This window comes from Polyangium jinanense (assembly GCF_028435365.1).
On the sequence record NZ_JAGTJJ010000008.1, the window covers coordinates 43,410 to 69,517 of the forward strand.

The 26,108-nt window shown below is 67.6% G+C and carries 19 protein-coding genes; 8 read left to right on the top strand and 11 right to left on the bottom strand.

Going from position 1 to position 26,108, the window contains the following annotated elements; all coding sequences use genetic code 11:
- The first annotated feature begins 13 nt into the window (after positions 1-13).
- Positions 14-406: a hypothetical protein gene (locus KEG57_RS18220; RefSeq protein WP_272421485.1), complete on the top strand. Its 393-nt coding sequence runs from the start codon at positions 14-16 to the stop codon at positions 404-406.
- Here the strand turns inward: KEG57_RS18220 and KEG57_RS18225 are convergent, their stop codons facing one another.
- From KEG57_RS18225 to KEG57_RS18235, 3 genes are all read right to left on the bottom strand, one after another.
- Complete coding sequence (locus KEG57_RS18225; RefSeq protein ID WP_272421486.1) at positions 407-3,358, bottom strand: carboxypeptidase regulatory-like domain-containing protein; 2,952 nt, start codon at positions 3,356-3,358, stop codon at positions 407-409.
- An 80-nt stretch (positions 3,359-3,438) separates the two neighbouring features.
- Entirely contained in the window at positions 3,439-3,705 is a 267-nt protein-coding gene (locus KEG57_RS18230; RefSeq protein WP_276073271.1) for a PIN domain-containing protein, read from the bottom strand.
- Positions 3,632-3,901, bottom strand: coding sequence for a type II toxin-antitoxin system Phd/YefM family antitoxin (locus KEG57_RS18235; protein WP_272421488.1), 270 nt, complete (start codon positions 3,899-3,901; stop codon positions 3,632-3,634). The genes KEG57_RS18230 and KEG57_RS18235 overlap by 74 nt, the downstream gene beginning before the upstream one ends.
- A gap of 86 nt (positions 3,902-3,987) precedes the next feature.
- Here KEG57_RS18235 and KEG57_RS18240 point away from each other — a divergent pair, with 86 nt between their 5' ends.
- Positions 3,988-4,914, top strand: a complete 927-nt coding sequence (locus KEG57_RS18240) for a hypothetical protein (protein ID WP_272458668.1) — start codon at positions 3,988-3,990, stop codon at positions 4,912-4,914.
- Positions 4,915-4,995: 81 nt separating this feature from the next.
- Here KEG57_RS18240 and KEG57_RS18245 read toward each other — a convergent pair whose 3' ends face one another.
- The 3 genes from KEG57_RS18245 to KEG57_RS18255 all read right to left on the bottom strand — a co-directional run bounded on the left by KEG57_RS18245 (position 4,996) and on the right by KEG57_RS18255 (position 12,607).
- Positions 4,996-9,528: an SIR2 family NAD-dependent protein deacylase gene (locus tag KEG57_RS18245; RefSeq protein WP_272458669.1), complete on the bottom strand. Its 4,533-nt coding sequence runs from the start codon at positions 9,526-9,528 to the stop codon at positions 4,996-4,998.
- Between the two features lie 356 nt (positions 9,529-9,884).
- Positions 9,885-11,312 carry a hypothetical protein gene (locus tag KEG57_RS18250; protein ID WP_272421491.1) on the bottom strand — a complete coding sequence of 476 codons (1,428 nt, stop codon included), beginning with the start codon at positions 11,310-11,312 and terminating at the stop codon, positions 9,885-9,887.
- 35 nt (positions 11,313-11,347) lie between these two features.
- Positions 11,348-12,607, bottom strand: coding sequence for a LeuA family protein (locus KEG57_RS18255; protein ID WP_272421492.1), 1,260 nt, complete (start codon positions 12,605-12,607; stop codon positions 11,348-11,350).
- A 165-nt stretch (positions 12,608-12,772) separates the two neighbouring features.
- Here KEG57_RS18255 and KEG57_RS18260 point away from each other — a divergent pair, with 165 nt between their 5' ends.
- The 6 genes from KEG57_RS18260 (at position 12,773) to KEG57_RS18285 (ending at position 20,218) form a co-directional block, all read left to right on the top strand.
- The gene (locus KEG57_RS18260; RefSeq protein ID WP_272458670.1) at positions 12,773-15,001 is read left to right on the top strand and encodes a heme lyase CcmF/NrfE family subunit; all 2,229 of its coding nucleotides are present in this window, start codon (positions 12,773-12,775) and stop codon (positions 14,999-15,001) included.
- Positions 15,002-15,007: 6 nt separating this feature from the next.
- Positions 15,008-15,556 carry a cytochrome c-type biogenesis protein gene (locus tag KEG57_RS18265; protein ID WP_272458671.1) on the top strand — a complete coding sequence of 183 codons (549 nt, stop codon included), beginning with the start codon at positions 15,008-15,010 and terminating at the stop codon, positions 15,554-15,556.
- Positions 15,553-16,383 (top strand): zinc ribbon domain-containing protein, encoded by an 831-nt coding sequence (locus tag KEG57_RS18270; protein WP_272458672.1) that lies wholly within the window; start codon positions 15,553-15,555, stop codon positions 16,381-16,383. Before KEG57_RS18265 ends, KEG57_RS18270 begins: the two co-directional genes overlap by 4 nt.
- The gene (locus tag KEG57_RS18275; RefSeq protein ID WP_272421497.1) at positions 16,380-17,984 is read left to right on the top strand and encodes a carboxypeptidase-like regulatory domain-containing protein; all 1,605 of its coding nucleotides are present in this window, start codon (positions 16,380-16,382) and stop codon (positions 17,982-17,984) included. Before KEG57_RS18270 ends, KEG57_RS18275 begins: the two co-directional genes overlap by 4 nt.
- Complete coding sequence (locus KEG57_RS18280; RefSeq protein ID WP_272421498.1) at positions 17,971-18,903, top strand: formylglycine-generating enzyme family protein; 933 nt, start codon at positions 17,971-17,973, stop codon at positions 18,901-18,903. Before KEG57_RS18275 ends, KEG57_RS18280 begins: the two co-directional genes overlap by 14 nt.
- Before the next feature lie 67 nt (positions 18,904-18,970).
- On the top strand, positions 18,971-20,218 hold the full coding sequence (locus tag KEG57_RS18285; protein WP_272421499.1) for a CinA family nicotinamide mononucleotide deamidase-related protein: 1,248 nt from the start codon (positions 18,971-18,973) through the stop codon (positions 20,216-20,218).
- A 6-nt stretch (positions 20,219-20,224) separates the two neighbouring features.
- Here KEG57_RS18285 and KEG57_RS18290 read toward each other — a convergent pair whose 3' ends face one another.
- The 5 genes from KEG57_RS18290 to KEG57_RS18310 form a co-directional block, all read right to left on the bottom strand.
- Positions 20,225-20,536, bottom strand: a complete 312-nt coding sequence (locus tag KEG57_RS18290; RefSeq protein ID WP_272421500.1) for a hypothetical protein — start codon at positions 20,534-20,536, stop codon at positions 20,225-20,227.
- Positions 20,537-20,717: 181 nt separating this feature from the next.
- On the bottom strand, positions 20,718-21,716 hold the full coding sequence (locus KEG57_RS18295) for a WD40/YVTN/BNR-like repeat-containing protein (protein ID WP_272421501.1): 999 nt from the start codon (positions 21,714-21,716) through the stop codon (positions 20,718-20,720).
- Positions 21,717-21,727: 11 nt separating this feature from the next.
- The gene (gene acnA / locus KEG57_RS18300) at positions 21,728-24,493 is read right to left on the bottom strand and encodes an aconitate hydratase AcnA (protein ID WP_272421502.1); all 2,766 of its coding nucleotides are present in this window, start codon (positions 24,491-24,493) and stop codon (positions 21,728-21,730) included.
- Between the two features lie 200 nt (positions 24,494-24,693).
- Positions 24,694-25,416 carry a hypothetical protein gene (locus KEG57_RS18305; RefSeq protein ID WP_272421503.1) on the bottom strand — a complete coding sequence of 241 codons (723 nt, stop codon included), beginning with the start codon at positions 25,414-25,416 and terminating at the stop codon, positions 24,694-24,696.
- A 189-nt stretch (positions 25,417-25,605) separates the two neighbouring features.
- Complete coding sequence (locus KEG57_RS18310; protein WP_272421504.1) at positions 25,606-26,037, bottom strand: hypothetical protein; 432 nt, start codon at positions 26,035-26,037, stop codon at positions 25,606-25,608.
- Positions 26,038-26,108: the final 71 nt, after the last annotated feature.

Genomic DNA, 26,108 nt, shown 5'->3' on the forward strand with positions numbered 1-26,108 from the left:
GGATCCCAGTGCAATGGTGATCCTCGTCGTGTGGGCATTGACGCTCGGGACTGCGCTCGCTGGAAGCGCTTACACGACGCTCGAGCGTCGCTCGATCCGCGATACCGCCGGAGCGTTGTGGATCACGGCCGTGGGTCCGGTCCTCGGGGCCGGGCTCATGGGCAAGTACCTGGTCCTGTCGATCGTTGGTGACCCCGCGAGGCACAAGCTCTCGGCGGACTACGACATCTTCATCGGCATGGCCGCGCTGCTCGGCGTTCTCCTGGGTCCCCTCGGCTTCGTGGAAGGCCTGCGGCATGCACATCCGCTCCACGTGCCGGCACACGTAAACGTGACGCGAGGGCTCTTCTTCGCGGCCTGGACCATCTCCGCCTGCCAGACGGCGTTCCTCGCGTTTTACGCGTAGCTACCGCCGCACCCGCTCCCGCCGCACCCGAAGCCTCCGCGGCTTCTCCCCTGCCCCATCCGGCGCCAGCGTCAGCACCACATCCTCCGCGAGCGGCCCCGAAATGCGCCGCCGCGCATCCTCGATCGTCCGCACCTCGTGATCGTTCACCTTGAGCAGCCGGTCCCCCGGCTCCACGCCCGCGACCTCGGCCTCGCCGTTCGGCGGCACCATCACGACCACGATCACCTTCGACCCGCGCTCCGTCCGCTCGCCGAGCGTGAGCGCGATGCTGCCGGCGCCCTTCGCCTCGCCCTTCGCGCTCCCCTCGCCCGGCAGCGTGATGTCCACGCGTGACGTGCTCCTTCCCGCGCGCACCTTCACCGTCGTCGACGCACGCCCGAGGTCCGACGAATACGCCTCGATCGTCGCATCTCCCTCGGGCACGCCGACAAGCTTGAAGTGCCCCTCGCGATCCGTCGTGGCAACACCACGCGGCAGCGGCCCGAGCGGCAAGTACGTGGGCACCATCCCCGCCGCCACGCGCGCGCCCGCGACGGGTTCGTCGTTCGGATCGACCACCGTGCCCTCGACCTCGCCGGCCTCGGCGAGATCCACCGCGCCGACCTCCACCTCGCGGCTCGGCGCGGCGGCGACGGTGGCGATCTTCTCGTTCTGCGCCCAGTCCGGATGCGACGCGACGATCCGCACGCGGCCCGGCGCGAGGTCCTTCACCTCGAACGCGCCCTCGGCATCGCTGCGCGCGCGACGCACGCCCGCGTCCGTGTAGACCACGACCTCGGCGCCTTCGATGCGCTCGCGTCCATCACGACCCGTGACCTCGCCGCGCGCCGTGATGCCCTCGGCGAGCTCGTACGTGAGCTTCGACGGCGCGATCTCCACCTCCTCGACGATCGGCGCCTTGCTCGGACGCATGAGCACGAAGCGCAAAGGCAAACCCGCGGCGTCGGGGATCTCCACGTCGCCATCGTCGTCCGTGAAGAACGTGCGTCGCAGCGGGACCGCGGGGTCGAGCGAGACGGCGCGCACCTCGACACGATCGAGCGCATAGCCGCGATCGTCGGTCACGTGCACGACGACGGCGTCGCGCTGGCGCGGCAGGACGATCTCGACCTCCTTGCGCTCGCGATCGGGGATCTCGACGATGAGCCGCGCCGCGACGTCGCTCGGCGTCTCGGGGCGCGCGACGCTGATCAAGACCTCGTCCGGGACGGCGGCAAACGCAAAGCTGCCACTGTCGTCGGTGTAGGTGACGCGCTCGAACGTGCCGACGGCCGCGGCAATCTCGACACGCGCGCCGCCCACGGGTCGGTGATCGGCATCAACGACGCGGCCTTCGAGCGAGCCACCTTGGCGCAACACAACTTTTACGCGCGCCTCGCCGCCCGAGGTGATCGTGACGGTCTCGCTCTCGGCTTCGACGTAGTCGGGATGCCGGACGATCGCGTGCACGCGGCCGGGCGGGATCGGTTCGGCGCGGAACTCGCCGTCGGCGCGCGTGACCCACGGATCGCCGCCGCCGCCGAGCGAGGTCGCGGCGAAGGAGCCCGCGCGCGGCAAGTCGGGGATCGGGCCGGGCATCACGCCAAGCTCGCCGATGGGCAGGAGCGGCAGCGGGCCGGGCAACGCGAGATCGAAGTGATCGTCGCGGAACTCGGCCATCGCGCTCGTCTCGTCGATCGGCATGCCCTCGATGTCCACGCCGACGACCTCGATCGTCGCGCCGCCGACGGGAAAACCTCGATCGTCGACGACCTCGCCGACGAGCGCGCCGCCGCGCAGGAGCGAGACGCGCACCTCGGTGGCGTCGTCCTCGACGGGCACGGCGCTGCGCGGCACGAAGCCCGGGGCGCGCGCGCTGACGGTCGCGTAGCCGAGCGCGATCGGGCCGAGCACGACCACACCTTTCGCATCCGTACGACCGTGGATCGGGAAGGGGCTCAGGCCTTCCTCGGCGAGCACGACGCTCGCTTCCTTCACGGGCGGCGCGTCCTCGGATTCGCCGTCGGTCACCTTCACCGTGATGCGTCGGCCCGCGCCGAGCACGAGCTTCACGGGTTTCGTCACGGCGCGTTCGAGATCGACCCCGAGCTCCGTCGCGCTCACGCGTTCGCCGAGCTCGGCCTTGAGATCGTACCCGCCGCGCCGAAGGCCGACGATCCGCGCGACGCCGTTCGCATCCGCGATCGTGCTGCGCGCCGGCCAGAGCCCCGCGCCCGCGCAAAGCACACGCGCATACGGCGCGGGTTTGCCGTCGGACTCCACGACCGACACCTCGATCGCGCCGAGCCGTTCGAGCTTGATCCGCACGGGAACCGGTCCCGGGAGCACGCCCGTCCGCACGACGTCGTCGTACCCGCGCGCCGTCACGCGCACGGAAAACGGACCCTGCCCGAGCCGATCGATCCGCGCGCGACCCTCCGCGCCGGTCATGGCCACGAACGGCAGCGGATCTCCGCCCGTGACGGTGATCTTCGCGCTGGGGAACGGCTTCTCCGCCTCGTCGACGACGACGACATCGATCGCCGCGGCCGGCTGGAGCACGAGCCTCACGACGCGCTCTCCGGGCCCGAGCACGACCCGCACCGACCCTCGCGCGCGCCCCTCCGCATACGCGAGAAACCACGCTTCCCCGCGCGGCATGCTCTCGAGCGAAGCGACGCCATCGTCCCCTGCCCGCGCCTCGCCTGCGAAGTACGTGGTCCCGCCCTGGATCGAGAACAGCCGCACGAACGCGCCGGGCAGCGGCCTGTCGTGCTCGTCGACGATGGCCACGCGCACGTCGGCGTCGCGCGTGGAGAGCATCGCCGGCAGCGCGGGCGCCTGCATCACGAGGTCGAGCGCGGAGAGGCGCGTATCGAAGAGCCCCGCCGTGTAGACGAAGCACACGAGGGCGGCGAGGAGCGCGACGAGGCGTGAGGGCCAGGAGGGGTGCGGGAGGCGGGCGCTCACGTCCTCTGTTGCTAGCGCGCATGGTGTGAACGGACCAGCGGCAAGAGCCGGCCTTCAGAGGCTGATCCGTGCGCCCGTGGTCAGTCCTCTGCCCAGGGATCGATGATGCGCACTCCCGTGCGCCCGATGTCGGTCTCGTTCCGGGTGACGACCACGAGCCCATGCGCGAGCGCGGTCGCCCCGAGAAGCGCGTCGATGGCAGGGAGCATCTGTCCACGACGCTCCGCCTCGCCCTGAAGCCTGCCCCACGCGAGCGCGATGTCCTCGGTCACATCAAGCAGACGACCGGCGAACCGCTCCCGATCGCTCGACCTCGATCTCCGAGCCGACGAGCGGCGAGCTCGCAAGGAACTCGACCAGGCTCTCCTTGGGCTTCACGAGCTTCACGTAATCATCGAACGACAAGACGACCGCGGCCTCGACCCCGCGCCTCCGGATGACCTGCGGCCCATGCTTCTTGGCCTCGTCGACGACCTCGCCAAGCCGGCTCTTCGCTTCCTCGAGCCGCCACACCTTCCCCGTCCGCTTGGCCGTGCCCTTCATGATGACCTCATTCTCCCTGATCGCTGCTTCTCCGCACGCCCTACTTCCCTCCATGTCCTCGAACATGAAGGGGTAGAATCGCCCCGATGAGCACCTTACCCAACCCGAAAACTTTGGTTCGACTCTTGATCCTCCATGCGGCGCTTGGCCTCACCGCGCTCGCTTGCAGCGCAGAGAGCGCTCAGGGCGGATCGACGAGCAGCTCGAGCAGCGCGACCGGGGGCGGCTCGGCCGGCGGCATGGGTGGAATGGGCGGCGTCGGCGGCCAGAATCAAGGCGGCGCGGGGGGACAGGGCGGCATCAATTTCACGACGGGAAGCGGCGGCGGTGTCCCCTTGGTCGACGTCGACGTGGTCATCACGGCCGACAATGCCTACAGCTTCGGATACGGCAACGTCGACGGGATCACGCATTTCACCCAGGGCACGCGCGCGCAGACGGCCGGCCAGATCTTCAATTGCGGCGAAGGACCGGAGGCCTACGTCGTGCCCGCGGCCGACGCGCCTCCGTCTGCGTACCTGTACATCGTGACGTGGGACGATCTCTCGGTGACGCAAGGTGTGCTCGGGCAGTTCCGCCGCGGCGACGGCGCGCCCTTGTATACCGGGGATGCAAAGTTCGAGGTATGCGCGACCGGCGTCAACATGCAGGCGAGCCAAACCGGCCCCACGCAGCCCGAGATCAACGAGCAAATCGCCCTTTGCAACAGCGGCAATGGGGACGAGACCACCACGAGCGCGGGCTGGGTGAACCTCGCGGGGGCCGTGACGGCCGGCGCGATCGGTTCACTCGCGGTGGGGGAAGCCAACGATCCGGCGGCGGGCGGCTCCTTTCCTCCCACCTGCCCCACGGGCTCCGCGCCCCCCGAGGCGGCGAGCATCGACCCGGAGGCGCACTGGATGTGGTATCAGCCCGGCGGCATCGCGAATCCCTTTCAATCGACGGGATCGAACACGTTCCGCGCGTACTTGATTTTCCGCCTCGCGGCTGAGGACATCCCGGATCCCAAGTGAGCGGTCGCCTGCCTTTCCACACGTCCGGCCGCCCTACTATGTCCTCGAGCATGAAGGCGATGTCCCTGTTGGGGCAACACGTCAAGGCTTCGCCGCCTGGAGCGAACGTAGGATGGCGGGCAGGTCATCGTGGTCCTGATACGCCACGACTTGCACGTTGAAGTCGCGTGACCAGCGGTCGCGGTCGCTCGCGGGTTCTCGGATCAGAGCGTAATGCCTTCGCGCTGCAATTCCAAATGATCTGACGTTAAGCTCAAAGACAAGGTCGAGATCCAGCGGATCATTGATGCCGTATCCGACGAGAAGGAAGGTGTAGTCCTGGAGGAGGAAGCTCATTATACGCTGGTACGAGAGAGCACCTGCTGCGATCGTGTACTCGGCCTGCGTCATGACGACAGTGTCCGCCTTCTCGGCCGTTCCGTGGATTTTGAACAATACATTTCGGCCGGTAATAATATCCGAGTATGCGTTCTCTGCCTCCTTCCACGTATAGGCGGTTCGTCTGGGAGGGCCTTCTAGATGCTCGACCAAGGAATCGTAGTTTGTGGTAGCGAGAACGCAGACTCCGAGCTCGACGAGCGCCCGATGCACGTCCGCGGGAGTGGCATCGGGCGGACGAAACACAGCATCCATCGCTGCCTGATATTGACGTGCGTTACGAAGCTCGGTCCTCGCGGTATCGAGCGCACTGAGCATGGTTTCGAGCGAGCGATGCCCGCTTCGGAAAAACGTGCGCATCGCCGCGACCTGATCCGGCAGCCAGACACCCAGCCGCTCCACCTGATCGAGCAAGCGATCTGGCAGTTCGCTCCACTTGGGAAAGTTTCCCTTCACGTCCTTCGCCAGCGACAACCCTGAGCCGAAGAGTACAGCAAGCTTGTTTTGCCGGTACGCTTCGATGAGAGGCGGAGGGAAGACGACTCCATGTGCGACAGTGGGCGTGGAGGACATGGTCGGTGAAGTGGCGCGTACTGGTGTTGGCCGAAGTTGGACGATCTCACGTGGGCTCCGCGGTGTCCAGGTCCCTTGAGCGGCAGCTTCCTTAGCCAACAGGATCACCCGCGTCCAATCCCGTTGCGGAAACGTTACTTGGATCTGTTCCAGAGCCGCGACGGCTTCGGGGGTGCCGCGTGAGATGAGCACGTTCAGGAGCCCATTTCGCAATTCCACCACCATATCTCTGGGTGTGATTGGATGAAGACCTCGCGATCGATGCTCAGCACCTTCATCCTCCGGGAACTCGTGCTCGAGCCAGGTGTAGAGTTCCGCGATATCGGCGGTCGTCAACTTTCTTCCCCACGCATCCGACCGCCGCAACCTGATGTCTATTGCATCGACGGCGGTCAGGAACACCTCTCGACCGAAGCTAGGATCCGCGCGTAAGAGCGGACGAATGGCGGGCCATCCAGCATTCTGCGCGTACACCATGAGCGCGTGCGCCGCCGCATGCATGCGAAGCCGCGCGGCCCCTTCGAGAGGGACAGGTAGCGTGAGAATCGACGCTGCATAATCCACCACGCCGTCGACATCGTGCGCGATGAGTTCATTCAGCAAGTGGCCAAAGAAGGATGCCTTCAGCTCCGTTCGCTGCACGAACTTGAACAGGAATTGTCCAAGCGTTTGGTCCCAGCAGCCGCTCATGCGACTGAGCACGGAAACATGATCCCACCGCTCGTGGTCGCGTTCGAGGTGTATGCCCAAGACCTCCAGCACGCGTACTGGCCTCGCTCGGTAGGCGCGCGCTACGATTTGGCGGTTCTGCTCGTATCCCCCACCTTGCAGGAAAAATTCGAGCGGGATAGCAGACCACCTCCGCCAGATCGCTTCGCTGTGCTGATCGAGCCACGCAGGATCGAGCTGGTGTAGCAAACACAGGTATCGGTATCCGGCTGCCGCGGGACGATGAAATCCATCGAGACCGAGCCACTCGTCAGCACGCTCGTTCGTCCGTAAGAGGTACGCTCGCCCGATGTCCAGAATACGATCCCGCGTCTCGGCATCGGCGCGCTTCCAGCCGGGAAAATTAGTCACATCCCATTCATAAGTACCTGCATCCGATTCCCCAACCGTGCCAACGGTCATCCAGCCCAAGAGCTGCCAGCCAGCGTCGTCCTCACCCGCCTCGAATCGACGCATGCATTCTCGAATGCGTCTAAGGGCCTTTGGACGCTCGCGACGTTTCCTCGAGGAGCGGCCCGCAAACATGCGCCTGTATCTACCTCTCACCTTTGCGTCTTGCCGGTACGCGCGACGCATCCACCGAGAGGTTGGAGAACCCAGCACAACCAGCGGAGGGATGTCAGGCATCGCCTGGCGTAGTTCTTCCATCTCCAGGATGGCACCAATAATTGGATCTGCGACCTCGAAGCTCCACATTCTGGTGGAGGTAAATTGCGCCAAGATTGCCGCCCACCGAACACGTATTGATGGCGCAGTTTCCGTCCTCAGCTGTTCGATGACCCAGGGCACGTCACGAGGCAGAACGAATCCATCGCTTACAAACACGGATGCGTCGTGCTCGCCCCAGGGCGGCAGGCTGTTGAGGGCGCTGGCGAGCAGGCGTCGCCTACGGTCGTCATTCGAGACATCCGGAGCATCTCCCTTATGATAAGGACGATGACCGAAAATACCTTCGTAGTGCAAAAGCCGCTCACGAACAGCTTGGGCAAACGCGGGCCGAACCTGGGGATCATCGATATGCTCCCATCCGCGTACCATGATCGCCTCCGACAGCGATTCAAACGCGTACGACAAATCATCGCCATGTCTTGGGGGCAGCCCCAATGTCCAGTGCAGGGCATCCGGCAGAAGAGCCGCTGGCAACGTGTCTTCGAGCCTGTGCAGAAAAGCCACGTATGTGCCGCTATACGACTCCCTTTTTGGCGGCGTCAGACTCGCGAATAGCTCCGCGGCGCTCAGGTCGTCGGCCCACAACGCCTCCAGCGCAGATCCTTTCAGCTTGTCGTCTGGGTCCGGTCCACAATTGCCCCCGATCAACGGTTTGAGCCGCCGTTTCGTTTCCCGACTGCCAACGCGCACGACTGCGTCTGCCGCGTCCGAGCGAATACCGTAATCCTCACTGACATCCAGCGCGAGATCTGCCAACTCGTCTTGCAGCGCGGCAACGCACCCCGCCTCAGCCATCTGAATGGCTGCCCGCCGGGCCATGACATAATGATTGCGATCCGTGATGTAGGGACGGAGCTGCTCGGCGAGCCGCGGGTGCACGAGATGCGCCTGGGCCCGGCGATCGTACATGATGGGGTCCGCGCGCATCTCTCGACGATCGATCTTTTCCAGCAGCGCACGGAGGAGCGCCTCCCGCTCGGCAGCTCCGACCATCGCAAAATCACTACCGAGCAACGGCTCTGGATCGATGCCAAGCAAACGCTGGCGGAAATCGCCGTCCATGCTCGCCAGCCATGCAATGGTCTCGCGCAGCGCCGGGACCGTCCGACCCATCGTCGAATTCGAGACTTCCCGCACGAGTTGCTCCGCAGTGAGCCCTCGCATCTTCAGGAATCGGGCCGCCAGGAACTCCGCGTAGGTCTGATGTGCCCATCCTGCACGACCGGCTCCCCCAGGCCGGAAGAGCCCGCTATTGAGCACCTCCTTCATGGCGGCGTCGGTCACCGGGACGTCGCCGTCCTGGCTCGGCTCCACGCCACCGAGCAGCTCGTCGATCCTGACCACATCCGAGGAGACCGCTCCACGGTCCGGCCCTCGAAAATGGATGAGGCTTCGGCGGCCCAGGATGCTGACCGCTGCGATCCGCGATGCGAGCGCCAGACGCTCGTCCCTATGGAGCACGCCGGTGCGCCTGGCATCTCCACGCGAGGGGCTCGGGTCCTCGCAGAGTCTTCGGCATCCCTCCTCGTACAGCTCGACGCGTGAACGCGGCAGCTTCCGGTGCTGCTGGTACTCTGCAAGGAGGAAGCCCAAGGTGATCGGCTTGCTCGCCAGTGGCTCGGCGTTCGCCCTGGCCACCTCGCCAAGGAAGCGCTCCCCATCCTTCCCCGCAGCCAGCGCGACGTCGACCCTGCGGAGCGGGGCGAGCGCGTAGAAGACCGCTGGCTCTGATTGCTCGCTGCTCTTCCAGATGCGCGGGAGCTGCTCGTCGAGCACCGCCGGCCACTCCGCCGAGCGACACGCAACACGAAGCCTCAGCGACGAAGCAGACCCTTGCTGAAGGTGATGGATGAGTTGGGACGCGACATGGAGGGGCCCCTTCGGGTGCTCGTCGAGGCTGTCGAGGATGAGCGTCAGCGGTGACGCGTTCGCGAGCCATCGCTTGAACGGATCCGTCCCGAAGATCTCCTTCTCCAGTTTGTCGTGCTGCCACCTGAAGTCGACGAAGAGCGTTGCCTCGACACCGCCACGTGCGCGCACGTGGTCGCGGTACTCTTCGACCACGTAGGACTTGCCGATCCCAGGTTCCCCCAGCAACGCGACGCACGGCTTGTCCTCCAGCTCCTCGAGCGTCTTCGCATGCGGGTTGATGTGCTTGCCGTACTCCCCTTCGGGGTCTGCGAAGTAGTCACTCCACAACGAGGGAGACGTCTCGCGCGGCACCCAGAACCGCTTCCACGGAATGTTGCTGGCCAACCTCGTCATCGCGTCCCGACCCGTCTCTTCTCCTACTATGTAGGGGGAGAAGAAGGGGAACGCACACGGCCCCCGCGAGCCCGGAGGACCTGCCAACCGGCCTGTAGCTTGCTCAAGCAGGTCGATCGACCTCCTCCACCACGTTTGCAACCGGTTCACACAGGTCGATCGACCCCCTCCACCCCGTCTGCAACCGGCTCGAACAGGTCGATCGACCCCCTCCACCCCGTCTGCAACCGGCTCGAGCAGGTCGATCGACCTCCTCCACCACGTCTGCAACCGGTTCGAGCAGGTCGATCGACCTCCCGGATCGACCTTGAACCCGTTCCCCCAGGTCCCTCGACCGTCCGGTGGACCACACATGCTCAGGGGATCGCCGAAGCCTTCACCGCGAACACGATCCGGGGCATGTTCGCGTGCCCCTCCGTGTTGATGTACATCCGATCACTCGCCGGAACGTGGTGAATGCCCTCCGGCATCCACCCCCATTTCCCATCGGAGGCCTGGTACACCTTGCTGGCCTGGTCCACGGCGCCTGTAAAAAGCGCGCCGTTGTAACGGGTGGCGTTCAGGAAAAACTTCCCCGACACGCTCGCCGCGCCCTGCACATTACGACTCCCCGCATACCAGGCGCCCGTCGCGTGCGCGGCGCCCTTCGGGTCCGTCGCGAGCTTCTGGGCCTCCGGATCGAGCGGGTAACGCAAAAGCCTGCTGTAAATGCCGACCGCCGGGTCGTTGTCGTATTCGCCCGCGACGAGCGAAGGCGGGTTCGAGGTCGCGTCGAGCGAGAGGTACGAGAACCTCGCGCGGCAGCTCGCGTCCGTGCCGGCCGGGTAGAAGTACGCGCCGACCTGGGGCAATGCATACGCATACCCATACGCGCAAACCTCGGCGCCGACCTTGCCGATCTGCGACGCGCAAGCCTCCGAGGTCGAGACGGACAGCAGGCGGGTCGTATCGAACACGCGGATGCCGCGCGAGGTATCGGCGACGAAAAGCCACGGCCCGAAGAGCGCAATCCCGCCGGCATGAATGTCCACCGAGACGAGCCCCTTCGTGGCATCCGGCGCGACGAGCAGGACGTGCCGGTAAAGAACATCCCCGCCGAGGGTCTTCACGTTCGCGAAGGAGAGCCGCACGCCTTTGTCCCCGCTCGCGGGCGGGTTCGGATCATCGGCGAGGTGCGCCTCGTCGTAATGCCAGGACACGACGACGTACTCGCGCGCGCCCACCGTGCCGCCCGTGAGGCCCTGCGGCACCCAGTACGTGACGTTCTGATCGCCGGCCTCCCACTCGAACGCGCCCTGGTAGCCGACGACGGTCGCGAGGTCCGCCGCGAGCGCCGCGTCGGGCTTCGTGCCGGTGCGGTTCAGCGAGATGGATTCGAGCGTGACGAACGGAAGACCGAGCCCGTCGATCAGCGCGGCGTTCTCGGCGAACGTGCCGGTGTCGACGAGATCAAAATGAGCAGGGTCGATCGCGCGCAGGCCGTCGTGCTCGGCGTACCCGGCGATCGGACCTTTGGAAGGACACACGCAGCTCGGATCGCCCACGCACGTGCCGCCGCCGCTGCCGCCTCCGCCGCCGCTACCGCCTTCGCCACCGCTGCCCGTGGTCGCGCTCGTGCTCCCGCTGCCGCCCGTGCCGGCGCCGCCGGAGCCGATCGAGCTCGACGAGCCTCCGCTCCCTCCGGCGCCTCCGGCTGCGAGGTGGGTGGGGCTCTCGGAGGAGCAGGCGACGAGGAAAGAAAGCGGGAGGACGACGAGGATGGAAGCGTGGTGTCGAGCGCGCATGGTGGGGCGATGATGCCCCGGTTCGAGGCCGCGCCCTACCGCCCGTTCACCTCGTCGACGACCGCCAGGATCTCCTCGTCCGAGAGGATGTGGCTCGACCCCTTGGCCTTCTTCAGGATCGCTTCCACGAGCTCCTTCGAAGGCTCGATCCTCCGCTGCCGCAGCCAGAAATTCACGTTCGAGGCGCCCGACATGTACCCCACGCAGATCTCCTGCTTCCGCCCGAACATGCCGGCCGGCACGCCCGAGTAGATCCGATCCGCGAGCCACGCGTCGCCCTTGCCTTGCGCCTTGATGATCGCCGCCGCGTGCACGCCCGTCGCCGTGCGGAACGCGTCGCGACCGACGAGCGGGTAGTTGATCGGAATCTGCCAGCCTACCGCCTCCGCCGCCGTGTTGCAGTACTCCAGCATGTGCGTGAGGTCCTGGTGCTCCAGGAGCCCGAGGAGCTTCAGGTTCAGGAGGATCAACTCCATCGCCGCGTTCCCCACGCGCTCGCCGATCCCGAGCGCCGTCCCGTGCACCCGGTCCGCCCCGAACTCCAGCGCCCACAGCGCGTTCTCCAGCGCGAGCCCGCGATCGTTGTGACCGTGCCAGTCGATGCGAACCTTTCCGTCCGCTCCATGGCCCGCGATGATCGCCTTCGTGAACGAGATCAAGTTGCGCACGCCGTCCGGCGTCGCGTGACCCACGGTGTCGCAGAGACACAGCCGCGACGCGCCGTGATCGATCGCCATCTTGAACAGCGTCGCCAGCATGTCCGGACGCGAGCGCGTCGTGTCTTCCGTCACGTACGCGACGGGCAGGCCTGCCTTCACCGCGACGTCGATCGCCTCGGCGCTGCGCTTGACGATCGTGTCGAGGTCCCAGTCCTCCGCGAGCTGGCGGATCGGGCTCGATCCGATGAAGCAGTAGACTTCCACGGGGATGCCCGCGCGCTGGGAGATCTCGATCATCGGGGTGATGTCGGAGACCACGGTGCGACCTGCACACGCCACGCCGAGCGGCAAGCGGTTGTCCGTGATCTCGCGGCACATGCGCAGGACATCGTCGAACGCGCGCTTCGAGCTACCGGGCAGGCCGATGTCCGCGACGTGGATGCCGATCTTGGACATCAGGTGAATCAGCCGGAGCTTCTGCTCGATGTTCGGATCCGCGACCGAGGGGTTCTGCAGACCGTCGCGCAGCGTCTCGTCGAAGAACGTGACGTCCCGGGGGATCAAGCGTCCTTTGCGCCCGATCTCGTTCCAGTCGTAGATGAGGTCGTCGGATCGGAAGTCGGGCGTGGCGCTCATGTGGAGAAGTATAATCGCGTTCGCTCCCGTCGGACGAGGGGACGCGTATTTGCCGCCTCGCGTCGTCGTGGCCTCGCCCGACGAGCGGCAACGAGGCGTCCTCGGGAAATAGGGCGCGTAGACGTGGCCCCGGCTCCGTGGCCGGCCTAAGCTCTGCCCCCCGCCATGTCGATCTGGCAATCGCTCCCCGAGTTCGGAACCGGCGTTCTTTACGCGATCCTGATCGCCGCGGCGTACACGTTCGCCGTCGCGCTCGCCTCGAGCACCGGCAGGCCACGCCTGCTCCAGGCGGCTCGGCTCGGCGCGTACGGCACCGTGGCGCTCGTCGGCCTCTCGGTCCTGGTCCTCGCGTTCGCCTTCGTGAGCCACGATTTCCGCATCAGCTACGTCGCTCGATACAGCGACCGCTCGATGACCACGCCGTACCTCGTCGCGGCGCTCTGGGGCGGCCAGGACGGCTCGCTCCTCTGGTGGCTCTTCCTCACGTCCGGCTTCTCCGCGGGCTGCGTGGCGTGGCTCCGGCGCAAGTACCTCGAGCTCCAACCCTTCGTGATCGCGACGCTGATGACCATCATCGGCTTCTTCGCGATCCTCATGATTTTCGCGGCGAACCCCTTCACGACGAGCGCGGGCGGCGCGCCGATGGATGGCAGCGGGCTGAACTACCAGCTCCGCAACTTCTACATGATCATCCACCCGCCGAGCCTCTACATCGGGTTCACGAGCTCGGCGATCCCGTTTGCCTTCGCGATCGCGGCGCTCGCCACAGGAAGGCTCGACAACGAGTGGATCGTGGCCACGCGCAAGTGGATGCTCTTCGCCTGGCTCTTCCTCTCGATCGGCAACGCGCTCGGCATGCTCTGGGCCTACGAAGAGCTCGGCTGGGGCGGCTACTGGGCCTGGGATCCCGTGGAGAACGCGGCGTTCCTCCCGTGGCTCACGGCGAGCGCCTACGTGCACTCGACGATGATCCAGGAGCGGCGCGGCATGCTGAAGATCTGGAACGTCTTCCTCATCTGCGCGACGTTCTTCCTCACGATCTTCGGCACGTTCCTCACGCGCTCCGGCCTCATCTCGTCGGTCCACTCCTTCGCCCAGTCCGGCATCGGCATCTTCTTCGTCTGGTACATGGGCGTGATCGCCGCGGTGAGCATCTCGCTCATCGTCTGGCGTTTGCCGAGGCTTCGGAGCGAGGGCGCCTTCGAGTCAGCCCTGTCCCGCGAGGCAGCGTTCGTGCTGAACAACTGGGGCTTCCTGAGCCTGACGGTGTTCATCGCGACGGCGACGACGTGGCCACGCATCAGCGAGTGGCTGCTCAACCAGGAGTCGACGCTCGGCCCGACGTTCTACAACACCTGGATCCCGCCGCTCGCGCTCGTGATCTTCTTCCTCATGGGCGCGGCACCGCTCCTTGGCTGGCGCAAGACGAGCCCGGAGCTCTTCCTGAAGAGCTTCCGCTGGCCCGTCGCGGTGATGCTCGTCGTCGGCACGCTCCACCTCCTCGTCGGCAAGCGCTTCAATTACCCGGCGTTCTACGACGCCGCGCCGATCTACGAGGGCACGCTCGGCCGCGCGCTCGCGTGGGTCTCGGGCAAGCTGCCGTTCGTCACGGTGATGCTCGTCGCGTTCAACATCACCGTCGTCGTGCAGGAGTTCTACCGCGGCGTCGCGGCGCGGCAGCGGAACAAGAGCGACGAGGGCCTGTTCACCTCGCTCTTCAACCTCGTGGCGAAGTCACGCCGCCGCTACGGCGGCTACGTCGTGCACGTGGGCATCGCGCTCATGTTCCTCGGCTTCACCGGCCGCGCCTGGGGCGTCGACAAGGAGCTCAGCATGTCGCCCGGCGAGACGGCCCAGGTCGACTACTACTCCATGACGTACGTCGGCCCGCGCATGGAGGTCGACAACGAGAAGCGCATGATCTTCACGGACCTCGACGTGGTCCGTCAGGGCAGGCCCATAGGCCGCGTCACGCCGGCGAAGTTCATCTACAAGACCGGCGCCGATCAGCCCTCGACCGAGGTCGCCAAGCACATGACCATCCGCGACGATCTCTACGTGATCGTAGGAATGGTCAACCCGACGACGAAGGTCGCCTCGTTCCAGTTCCACGTGAACCCGCTCGTGAACTTCATCTGGATCGGCGTGGGCATCCTGATCCTCGGGGCGATGGTGTCGATGTGGCCCGAGGTCGCGCTGGAGGAGGCGGGCGCGTTCGGCTACATCCGCGCCGCGGCCTCGGTCGCGACCTCGATCATCTTCGCCCTGCTCCTCGCGGGCGGCCCCTCCCTCGCCTATGGCGGATCGGCCGCCCCGCGCGCCCCGCCTGCGCCGGCGATCGAAGCGCCCTCTCCTGCGCCCGCTCCCGGCGCTGCCCTCGCTCCCGCCAAGTAACTCCGAATGACCACTCGACGAACACCGCTCCACCTCGCGCTGCTCACCGCGGCCGGCCTCGCGGCCGCGTGGCTGACGTTCGATCCGCACCTCGCGCACGGCCAGCACACGGGCGGCACGGGGACCGTGTCGATCCAGAACGAGACCGAGCGCCAGCTCTTCTGGAGCCTCATCTGCACCTGCGGCTGCCCGCGCGAGACGCTCGGCACCTGCCCGTGCGACATCGCGCATCAGCGCCGCACGGCGCTCCGCGAGCTGCTCGCCGAGGGCAAGACGGTCGAGCAGGCGCAAGACATCTACGTGTCGCAGTACGGGCCGAAGTCGCTCGCCGTTCCGCGCAACCAGGGCGCGAGCCGCGCGCTCTGGGTCGTGCCCATCACCGCGATCGTGGCCGGCGCCGGGCTCGTGTTCGTCGTGCTCAGACGCTGGCAACGCCGCGGTCTCGCCGCCGCGACGGCCGCGCCTGCGCGAACGAAGGGCCAGGCCAAGAACGACACGCGTGACGCCTACGACGACAAGCTCGATCAGGAGTTGAAGGAGCTCGACGACGAATGAGGATCGTGATCCCTGTCGGGCTCATCCGCGCCGTGTTCCGGGCCTTCTTCCCGGAGTCCGATCCCAGCTTGGCTCGGCTCGCTCTGTTCGTCGCGGGCCTGATCACGACCCTCGTCATCGCCGCGGGCGTCTTCGTGGATGTCTCCACCGCGATCCTGGTGCTCGCGGGCTGCGTGCTGGTCCTCGTGATCGCGGCGTTCTGGGCGAGCCTGCGCACGCTGCTCGGCGAGACGCCGCTCGCCGGCGCCGACGCCTACGCGATCGGCGCGCCGCCTCGCGCCGAGGAGGAACAGAAGCGCGCCGTCATCCGCGCGCTGAAGGACCTCGAGTTCGAGCGCAGCGTCGGCAAGATCAGCGAGGAGGACTATCGCGCCCTCGTCGCGAAGTACCGCGCCGAGGCGAAACGCCTGCTTCAGGCCCTCGATGAGAGCGCGGCGCCGGGCCGCGAGCGGGCCGAGGCGCTCGTGCAGCGACGCCTGAAGCAGCTCGGCCTGGTCGACGCCGAGGGGGAAGAGACGAACGAGGCGGGCGAGGACGACGAGGCCGCGGAGGCCGCGGAGGCTCCCGCGCCGAAGGCCGAGCCGAAGCCGGCGGCGAAGGAAGAGGCCGACGAGACCCCGCGCAAGCCCAAGAAAAAGAAGAAGGCGAAGAAGCCCGCCCAGGCGAGCGACGAGGCCGCCGCGCAGCGCGCGTGTGACGCGTGCGGCACGGAGAACGACGAGGACGCTTTGTTCTGCAAGAAATGCGGCGCGCGCATGACCGCGCCCGAGCCCGCGCAGGAGTCCCGCGAGGCGAAGAAGGCCGACGAGGAGGCGGAGGCGTCGTGAGCACGATCCGACGAACCCGTCTTGGGATCCTCGGCGCGGCCCTGACCATCGCTGCTGCCGCGATCTCGCTGCCGCACGTGGCGACCGCCGCGGGCGAGGACAAGCCGGCAGAGCCGAAGAAGGCCGAGGCGGCGGCCCCGAAGAAGCCGGACGCGAAGGCCGAAAAGGAAAAGCCCAGCGCGGACAAACCCGACGCGGGGCCCGGCGACGCGGGCGCGGGGGATGCCGGCAAGACGGCCGGTCCCCTTCCCGAAGGACATCCCGACGTCGGCGAGCTTCCGCCGGGGCATCCGAGCGTCGAGGACGGCGCGGGGATGGATCCCCACGGGCCCGGCGAAGCGCCACACGGGGCGAACCCGCATGGCGACACGCGCCGCGGCAACAGCGGGTTTTTCGAGGCGCCGCCCGACACCGCAGTCGAGGATCAGACGCTGCCGCCGGGCACGATGGTCTTTTCGATCCACGACGCCGACGAGCGCCCGATCCCGAACGCGACCGCGATCATCGGCATCCTCAAGAGCAGCGTGGCGCAAGGCGACAAACGCGAGCGCCGCGAGGTCACGACCGACGCGCAAGGCACGGCGCGGCTCGATGGCCTGCCCGTCGGCGCGGGCACGAGTTACCGCGTGACCACGCAGCGTGGCCTCGGCACGTACGCGACGGAGCCGTTCGCGCTCTCGGACAAGGCCGGCAAGCGCGTCGTTTTGCATGCATACGAAGCGACCGACGACGTGAACAACGCGCTCGTCGGCGCGCAGTCGTTCGTGTTCGTGTCGCTGCGTGAAGGCGTGCTCCAGGTCGAGCAGCTCTTCAACGTCTTCAACATCGGCAAGGTCGCGTGGGTGCCGGGCAAGGGCGACGCGCAGGTCGGTTTGCCCGAGGGATATCAAGCGTTCCGCATCCCCGACAGCATGACCGACGTGCGGTTCGTCGATGAGCCGAAGAAGGGACCGTGGCTCTCGGGCACGATCGCGCCCGGGCGGCACGAGGCCTCGTTCAGCTACCAGATCCCGCTCGAAGGCAAGGACCGACAAACCTTCCACGTCGTGCTGCCGCCACGCGTCGGCGAGGTGCGGATCTTCTCCGAGGCGAACAAGACCATGGGCCTCTCGGTCGCCGGTTTCCCCGAAGCGCAACGCCAGACCGGGCGCGACGGCCGCAAGGTGATGGTGACGATGCGCCAGGCGATACAAGGCGAGCGCGGCATCGGCGGGCTCGACATCACCATCACGGGCCTGCCCGTGCCCGGAAACACGCGCTGGTTCGCGCTGTTCTTCGCGCTCTCGGCAGCCGCGCTCGCGGCGGCGTACACCATCCGCCAGCGCTCGGAGGGCACGGTGCCCGACGAGGCGAAGGACGATCTGCTCGAAGCACGCGAGGCGCTGCTCGGCGAGTTCGTCGCGCTGGAGAAGGCGCACAAGAAGGGCGACATCGGTCCGAAGACGTACGGTCGGCTCAAGGCCGCGCTGCTCGACGCGCTCGCGCGGATCGAGGCGCGGCTCGACGAGGTGAAGGCCGCGCGCGCCGAGCAGCGCAGGCGCGATCGCGGCGAGACGCGACGACCCCGAGGGGAGGCCCGCGGCGAGGGTGGCTCGGCCTGAAGCGCGCGGGGCGAGGCCGGTTGTCCGGACGATCGGCCTCTTCGCCCTTTCGATCGGGCTCGCCGTCGCCGTGGTGCTCGTGGCGCGGGAGCGCGCAGCGCCGCCGGCACGGTGTGCGCCGGGGATGATCGCGCTCGGGGCGCGCTGCTGCGGGGAAGGACAAACCCTCGCGGGTGATCGTTGCGCGGGCAAACCCTCGCGATGCGCGGCAGGGCTCGTCGTGACGGAGGCCGGGTGCGTGGCCACGCCGCGCGCCGTGGGCATCGCGGCCGGCCTCTTGCGGATCGGCCCGAGTGACTGGGAAGCGCAAGGCCAGGTCATGCCGCGCGCCGTGCCGATGGAGGCCTTCGCGCTCGACGCCTACGAGGTCACGGAGGCGCGTTATTCCGCCTGCGTGGCCGCGTCCGCTTGCGCGCCCGTCCCGCTCTCGGGTGAGCCTGGCCGTGCGCTCTCCCGCGTGGGTTTGTCCGAGGCGCGCGCGTTTTGCGCCTGGGCGGGCGGCACGCTCCCCACGCCGGAAGAGCTCGCCTTCGCGGCCGCGGGTCCCAAGGGTCGGCGTTATGCCTGGGGGGACACGGGCGCGGTTTGTCGGCGGGCGGCGTGGGGGCTCGTGCGTGGTCCTTGCGGCGAGGGCGCGACGGGGCCGGAGATCGCGGGCTCGCATCCGGACGGCGCTTCGCCCGAGGGAGCGTACGATCTCGCCGGCAACGTGGCCGAGTGGGCGGCGCCCAAAGCGGGCGAGGCCGAGGGCCCGGCGCTCGCCGAGGCGCGGGGCGGGTCGTTCGGGGACGGCGCGGCGAGCGCGCTTCGGAGCTGGAATCGCCTGGAGATCGCGGCAAGCACGCGCTCGGCCGAGGTGGGCTTCCGGTGTGTGTATCCGTTCGCGGTGGCGGCCGAGGGCTCTGCCCTTCCGCGCTGAATCGTGGCTTTTTCGCCATCGAGCCCCTCGTCAAGGGCGCGTGATGGGATAGAGTGCATGCCCCTAAATGACCGCCGCGATTCTCTCGATCGGTACCGAGCTCACCCGAGGCGAAATCGTCAACACGAACGCGGCGTGGCTCTCCGCGGAGCTGACGGCCGCGGGCTTCACCGTGGATGTGATCGACGCGATCCCCGACGACGTGGACCAGATCGTCGCGGCGCTGCGCACGCTGGCGCAGACGCGCCGGCTGGTCGTCGTGACGGGCGGACTCGGGCCGACCACGGACGACCTCACGGCGGCGGCGGCGGCCAAGGCCGCGGGCGTGTCGCTCGTGCGTGACGAGAGCGCGCTGCTCGCGATTCGGCGGCGCGTGGAGTCGCGCGGCAAGACGATGAACGCGGGCCACGAGAAGCAGGCGGACCTGCCCGCGGGCGCGGACGTCCTGTCGAACAGCGTGGGCTCGGCGCCGGGGTTTTCGATCCCGCTCGGGGACACGCCGCTCTTCTTCCTGCCGGGCGTGCCGCGCGAGATGAAGCGCATGTTCACGGATCAGGTCTTGCCGCGGATCCGGCCGTCGGCGCCGAACAACACGTTCCAGGTGCGCCTGCGGACGTACGGGCTCGGCGAGAGCCTCGTCGGGCAGGCGCTCGCGGGGATCGAGGGCACGCACGCGGGCGTGACGCTCGGCTATCGGGTGCATTTCCCCGAGGTCGACGTGAAGGTGCACGCGCGGGGCGCGAATCGAGAGGTCGCGCGGGACCTTGCGATCCGGGCGTCGACCGAGGTGAAGGCGCGGCTCGGCGACGTGGTGTACGGCGAGGGCGACGAGGCGTTCACCGAGATGGTGGGCCGCGCGGTGCGCAGCCGCGGCTATCGGCTGGCGCTCGCGGAGTCGTGCACGGGCGGGCTCATCGCGCACATGCTGACGCGTTATCCGGCGAGCGATTACCTCGTCGGCGGCGCGGTGGTGTACGCGAACAGCGCGAAGACGCGGCTGCTCGGGGTTTCGGAGGACACGCTGCGCTGGCATGGCGCGGTGTCGGCCGAGGTGGCGGCGGAGATGGCCGAGGGCGTGCGTCGCGTCTGCGAGACGGACGTGGGCGTGTCGGTGACGGGCATCGCGGGCCCGACGGGCGGCACGGCGGAGAAGCCCGTGGGCCTCGTGTACTGGGCCGTCGCGCATCCGGGCGGCACGGTCGTGCGGAGCAAGGTTTTTCAGGGCGAACGCGAGGAGGTGCAGATCGCCGCGGCGTATGCCGTGCTGGATCTGCTCCGCCGGATTGCGCTCGGTTTGCCCGAGCGGGCGCAGTAGCGGCGTTCAGCGCGCGTCCGGGCGTTTGCCCTTTCGCGAGCAGGGGGGCTCCTCTTCGGGCGGGGGCTCTTCCACGTCACTCGGGGAGATACACGGGTGCGCCCCGACAAACGGCAGGGGCTCGATCTGCACGGGCATGAGCCCCTTCGCGCGCATATCCTGATCCAGTTGGTTCCCGAGGATCATCAGGAGCGCGAGGAGGCCCAGCGTGCCTCTGGCGAGCCACGAGAGCGTCGTGATCTGCCCGGAGACCCAGCGCGCCCTCCCGAGCCGCCGACCGACGAGAAAGCCGCGCAAAGCGTGAGCGTGGAGCCTCATGGCGTGCAGGACACCTCATCGCCCGCCGGAGTTCCGCAAGGACGCGCCAAGATGAACATCTCGAAGGGCGAGGCCGTGTATTACGCCGCGAACGGCCGCGGGAGCTGTTCGCTCACGTTCGGCCGCGACGCCGCCGTGCTGTCCGCGCCGAATGCGGTCTACAACCTTCAAATAGATCGCGTTATCGCGGGATCGGCGTCACGGTCCAGGTTTGTCCGTCCGTGCTCGTGTCGATTTCGTCGACCCCGACCGCCACGAAGACGCCGTCCCCCACCGTCACGTCGAGCCGGTTGTGCCGCTCCGCAGCCGTATGCGTGACCGCGAAGTCGCTGCCTCCGACCGATCGATACAATTGATCCCCCGAGCCCGCGACGAGGACATCGTTCGACTCGGCCAAACCATGGCACGGAAAACTGCCGACCTTCGCAGCCCACGTGTCGCCCGTTTCGGACGTGACGACGAAACTCGTCACGGTCGGCTGTTCGTCCGGGCCTTCCGAGGTTATGCCGATGCCCTGGAACTGGCCGGCCGCGAAATGCAGGCAGTGAACCTCCTGCACGTCGACGAGGGGTTTTTCGCTGAAGACCTGCGCGTCCGGCGAGAGGTACACGCCCGGATGGAAGCCCCAGAGGGCGAACTGGCCCGCGCCAAAGGTGATCCCGCTGATGGAGTATCCGTCGGGGATCGCCGCCGCCGGCGTGAAGTTCCGGCCATCCGTCGAGACGAACGTCTGGCCGGCATGGTCGATGATCACGAACAGGCCGCCGCCGAACGCGACATGACGAAGGGGCTCGGTCGTGGGGAGATCGATGCGCGTCCACGCGACGCCGTCGTCCGAGGTGAGCGCGACCGGGATGGACGCGCCCGTCGCGGTGGGATGAGCCGTGCCGCCGACGGCGACGAAGACGCCATTGCCGAACGCGATGTCGTGGAGCTCTTGCCTGGGAAGCGAAGCGTCGTGCCGCGTCCACGAAAGGCCGTCCGCGGAGCTCATGAGCAAGGGCAGGTTGTCGGCGCGCTCGATGTCGTCGTACCCGACGGCCACGAACCGGCCCTCGCCATGCGTCACGGCAACGAGCGTGTGACGCGTTTCGCCCGTTTCGTCCTCGCCGCAGGCGCTCGTCGCGAGCACGGCGGAGAGCAGGAGCGAGATGCACGAGAGCCGATTCGTGGGCGCCATGGGCGCCGATGTTACTTCGCCATCTGCCGGAGCACGTACTGCAGAATGCCGCCGTTCAGGTAGTAATCCGCCTCGTTCGGCGTATCGATGCGAGCCGTCACCGTGAACGTCTTCTTGGTGCCGTCCGCCTTCGTCGCCACGACCTCGAGCTTCTTGAAGGGCGTGACGCCCTCGGCGATGCCCTTGATGTCGAAGGTCTCGCGACCCTCGAGGCCGAGCGTCTGCGCGTCCTCGCCCGCGGCAAACTCGAGCGGGAGCACACCCATGCCGACGAGGTTCGAGCGGTGGATACGCTCGAAGCTCTTCGCAATGACCGCGCGCACGCCGAGCAGCTTCGTGCCCTTCGCCGCCCAATCACGCGAGGAGCCCGTGCCGTACTCGACGCCCGCGAGCACCACGAGCGGCACCTTCTCCTCGGCATACTTCATCGCCGCGTCGTAGATGCTGAGCTTCGTGCCCGCGGGCAGGTGGAGCGTGTTCGGCCCCTCCTCGCCGCCGAGGAGCGCGTTCTTGATGCGAATGTTGGCGAAGGTGCCCCGCATCATGACCTCGTGGTTGCCACGACGCGCGCCGTACGAGTTGAAGTCGGCCGGCTGGACGCCGTGCTCCATGAGGTAACGCGCCGCAGGGCTCGTCTTCGAGATGTTGCCCGCCGGCGAGATGTGGTCCGTCGTGACGCTGTCGCCGAGGAGCGCGAGGACACGCGCGGAAACGATGTCCGTGAGCGGCTGCGGCTGCTTGCCGAGGTTCTCGAAGAACGGCGGCTTGCGGACGTAGGTGGACTTGTCGTCCCAGGAGAAGGTCTTGCCCGCGGGGACATTGAGCTTCTGCCAGGCGACGTCGCCGACGAGAGCATTGTCGTACCGGGTCTTGAACTGCTCGCTCTTCACGGCCGAGCGGATGGTCTCGCGGACCTCTTCCGACGTCGGCCAGATGTCGCGGAGGTAGACGGGCGTGCCGTTGCGATCCTTGCCGATCGGCTCGGAGTACGGGTCCCAGTCCATGTCGCCGCGGAGCGCGTAGGCCACGACAAGGGGCGGCGACATGAGGAAGTTCATGCGCACGCTCGGGTTGATGCGGCCCTCGAAGTTGCGATTGCCGCTGAGCACGCTCGCCGCGACGAGGTCGCCCTTCTTGATCGCGTCGACGATCGTGTCGGGGAGCGCGCCGGAGTTGCCGATGCACGTGGTGCAGCCGTAACCGACGAGGTGGAAGCCGAGCGCCTCGAGGTACGGGAGCAAGCCCGAGGCCTCGTAGTAATCCGCGACGACCTGCGAGCCGGGCGCGCACGAGGTCTTCACCCACGGTTTGACCGAGAGGCCACGCTCGACGGCCTTCTTCGCGAGGATGCCCGCCGCGAGCATGACGGCCGGATTCGAGGTGTTCGTGCAGGAGGTGATCGCCGCGATGACGACCGAGCCGTGGCGGAGGTTGTACGAGGTGTCGCCCTCCTCGACGGTGACGGGCTTGAGCACCTTGTCGCGGACGAGCATGCGCGCCGCGACGGCGTCATCCGTGGGCTTGTCGGCGCTCGGCTCGTCACACCACTTCGCGACGGTGGCCGCGTCGATGTCGCCGAAGCTCTTCTCGATCATCGAGTGCAAGCTGCGGCGATAGCCGGTGCGCGACGCGGCGAGGCGGATGCGATCCTGCGGGCGCTTGGGGCCGGCGATCGAGGGCTCGACGGCGCCGAGGTCGAGCTCGAGCGTGTCGCTGAAGACGGGGTCGGGCATGCCCTCGGTGCGGAAGATGCCCTGCTCCTTGCAGTAGGCCTCGACGAGCGCGACCTGGTCCGCGGAACGGCCCGTGAAGCGCAGGAACGAAAGGGTCTCGCCGTCGATCGGGAAGAAGCCGATCGTGGCGCCGTACTCGGGCGCCATGTTGGCGATGGTGGCGCGATCGGGGAGCGAGAGCGACGCGATGCCCGGGCCGTAGAACTCGACGAACTTGCCGACGACCTTCTTCTTGCGAAGCATCTCGGTGACGGTGAGGACGAGGTCGGTCGCCGTGGCGCCCTCGCGCAGGCTGCCCGTGAGCTTGAAGCCGACGACCTCGGGGACGAGCATGGTGACGGGCTGGCCAAGAAGCGCGGCCTCGGCCTCGATGCCACCGACGCCCCAGCCGACGACGCCGAGGCCGTTGATCATGGTGGTGTGCGAGTCGGTGCCGACGAGGGTGTCGGGAAAGGCGCGGCCCTCGGCGTCGGTCATGACGGCGCGGGCGAGGTACTCGAGGTTGACCTGATGGCAGATGCCGGTGTCCGGCGGGACGACGCGGAAGTTCTCGAAGGCCTGCTGGCCCCAGCGGAGGAAGACGTACCGCTCCTCGTTGCGCTGGTACTCGAGCTCGGCGTTGCGAACGAGCGAGTCGCGGGTGCCGAAGTAGTTGACCTCGACCGAATGGTCGATGACGAGGTCCGCCGGCGAGAGCGGGTTGATGCGGTTGGGATCGCCGCCCATGCCCGCGAACGCCTCGCGCATGGCGGCGAGGTCGACGACGGCAGGGACGCCGGTGAAGTCCTGGAGGAGGACACGCGCGGGGTGGAAGGAGATCTCCTGGGAAGGCGCGGCCTTGGGATCCCAGCGGAGGACGGCCTCGACATGCTCCTTGCGGACGACACGACCGTCCTCGTGACGGAGGAGGTTCTCGAGGAGGATGCGCAGGGAGACCGGGAGGCGCGCGAGCTCGGCATCACTCGCGAGGGCCCGAAGGCGGAAGATCGTGTAGGACTTGCCGGAAACCGAGAGGGTGCTCTTCGCACCGAAGCTGTCTGCCATGGTCGTCACCTTGGGGGGCGGCACAGAGAGTGACAAGGGATCCGGAGGCCGCGCGGCGGAAGGCTTCTCAGGAAAAAGGTCGGAGAGCAAGGGGGGAGCGCAGAAAGGCGCGTGACGGGGGTTTTGCCGGGGCGGAGTGTGCCTGGGGCTGAAGGACGGCCCGGGCGTGCGCCGGGGGCTCGATCCGTTCGGGGTGGGGGCTACCGGCCCATGAAACGCATCAAGAAGGTGATCGGGTCGACCGAGACCTGGAGGCGGAGCTCGTTGTGGCCGGCGCCCGCGACGTTGCTGTAGATCCATTGATGGCCGACCTCGGCCGCGAGGCCGCCATTGTAAAGCATGAGGACGAGGCTCGTCCGGGGGCCGACGGCGAGGCCGCCGGCGACGTCGCCAATGACGAGTTTTTCGAGGATGCCGACCGAGGTCTGGTTCGTCCCGAAGAGCGGGCCGACACCGACGGCGACGAAATGGCCCGGGCCCTGGGTGTCGTAGGCGTAGCCGGCCTCGGTCCAGATGGAGGTATAGGAGGCGACGCCGGCCCGGAAGCCGAGGGCCGCGTCGAGGGCGAAGGCCGGCTGGGCCGAGCTTCCGGGAATGAAATGAAAGCTCGCGCCGGGCGAGACGCGCAGGGTGAGCTGGTGCTTGGGTTTGCGTGAATTGCCGGTGTCGAGGTAGTTCTGCGAGCCGTACGCCGGATAAGGCTGCTGATAGGGGTTCGGCTGCTGGTACGGGTAGGGCTGTTGATAAGGAGCGGGCTGCCCGTACGGGTAGGGTTGTTGATAAGGAGCGGGCTGCCCGTACGGGTAAGGCTGTTGATACGGGTAAGGCTGCGGCGGGTAATACTGCGCCTGGGCGAGGCTCGCGTGGAAGGTCGAGAGGAGAACGGTGCCCACGGCGAGAAGCTGCGTAGAGATGCGCATCATGGCGGGATATCCCGAGGCGAAGGCGTTGGAAAGTGGCTACTTGGCGTGTGCCCCCGCTCTGTGCAAGGGCAAGGCCATCGTAGAAAGGGCTCGGGGCCCGGCGTTTGCCGCGGGACGCGGGGGCCCTGAGAACGGCCGTTTCCAGACGGGCGTGGCCGGATGTCACGGGGCGGGGATACCAGGCGTATGCTAGGGCGCGCAGTAGCCGAACCCCGGGCCGAAGAGGCGCTCCTCTTTGCAATCGAGGCCCGTGGGGCAATCTGCGTCGTCGCGGTCGAGGCGGCAGATCGGGACACGATCGCTGCTACTGCAGGCGTCCGAGCACTCGACGGCGGTGTACTTGGATGCGACCTCGTCCCAGAGGCCGCAGCAGATGCCGCCCACGTGCGCGCAGTCGTCCGGGCCGTCGCACGGGATCGGGAGGGAGATGCAGGCGTTCGCAGGGCTGCACGCGGCCGTGGGGGCGTCGCCCTGCTCGACGCAGCAAACCTCGGAGGGGCCGCAGACGTCGTCGCCGCAGCGGACCTCGGGGCCTTGCGCCGGGCCGCCCGCGTGGCCCGTGGGCGGCTGGTAGTCGCCGAGCCAGCACGCGCTCGCCGCCGAGATGAGGCCCACCACCATCGAAGACAGAAGGATCCTCGTGCGCACCATGCCATGCCAGGATGGCACGGCACGGCGCGATCACGGAAGAT

Coding starts and splice junctions, on each gene's coding strand:
- KEG57_RS18255 (WP_272421492.1), bottom strand. CDS start 12,607: ATGAGCGCCACGCCCGACTTCCGATCCGACGACCTCATCTACGACTGG.
- KEG57_RS18260 (WP_272458670.1), top strand. CDS start 12,773: ATGTCGATCTGGCAATCGCTCCCCGAGTTCGGAACCGGCGTTCTTTAC.
- KEG57_RS18245 (WP_272458669.1), bottom strand. CDS start 9,528: ATGACGAGGTTGGCCAGCAACATTCCGTGGAAGCGGTTCTGGGTGCCG.
- KEG57_RS18250 (WP_272421491.1), bottom strand. CDS start 11,312: ATGCGCGCTCGACACCACGCTTCCATCCTCGTCGTCCTCCCGCTTTCT.
- KEG57_RS18240 (WP_272458668.1), top strand. CDS start 3,988: ATGAGCACCTTACCCAACCCGAAAACTTTGGTTCGACTCTTGATCCTC.
- KEG57_RS18220 (WP_272421485.1), top strand. CDS start 14: ATGGTGATCCTCGTCGTGTGGGCATTGACGCTCGGGACTGCGCTCGCT.
- KEG57_RS18295 (WP_272421501.1), bottom strand. CDS start 21,716: ATGGCGCCCACGAATCGGCTCTCGTGCATCTCGCTCCTGCTCTCCGCC.
- KEG57_RS18235 (WP_272421488.1), bottom strand. CDS start 3,901: ATGAAGGGCACGGCCAAGCGGACGGGGAAGGTGTGGCGGCTCGAGGAA.
- acnA (WP_272421502.1), bottom strand. CDS start 24,493: ATGGCAGACAGCTTCGGTGCGAAGAGCACCCTCTCGGTTTCCGGCAAG.
- KEG57_RS18310 (WP_272421504.1), bottom strand. CDS start 26,037: ATGGTGGTGGGCCTCATCTCGGCGGCGAGCGCGTGCTGGCTCGGCGAC.
- KEG57_RS18305 (WP_272421503.1), bottom strand. CDS start 25,416: ATGATGCGCATCTCTACGCAGCTTCTCGCCGTGGGCACCGTTCTCCTC.
- KEG57_RS18270 (WP_272458672.1), top strand. CDS start 15,553: ATGAGGATCGTGATCCCTGTCGGGCTCATCCGCGCCGTGTTCCGGGCC.
- KEG57_RS18290 (WP_272421500.1), bottom strand. CDS start 20,536: ATGAGGCTCCACGCTCACGCTTTGCGCGGCTTTCTCGTCGGTCGGCGG.
- KEG57_RS18265 (WP_272458671.1), top strand. CDS start 15,008: ATGACCACTCGACGAACACCGCTCCACCTCGCGCTGCTCACCGCGGCC.
- KEG57_RS18285 (WP_272421499.1), top strand. CDS start 18,971: ATGACCGCCGCGATTCTCTCGATCGGTACCGAGCTCACCCGAGGCGAA.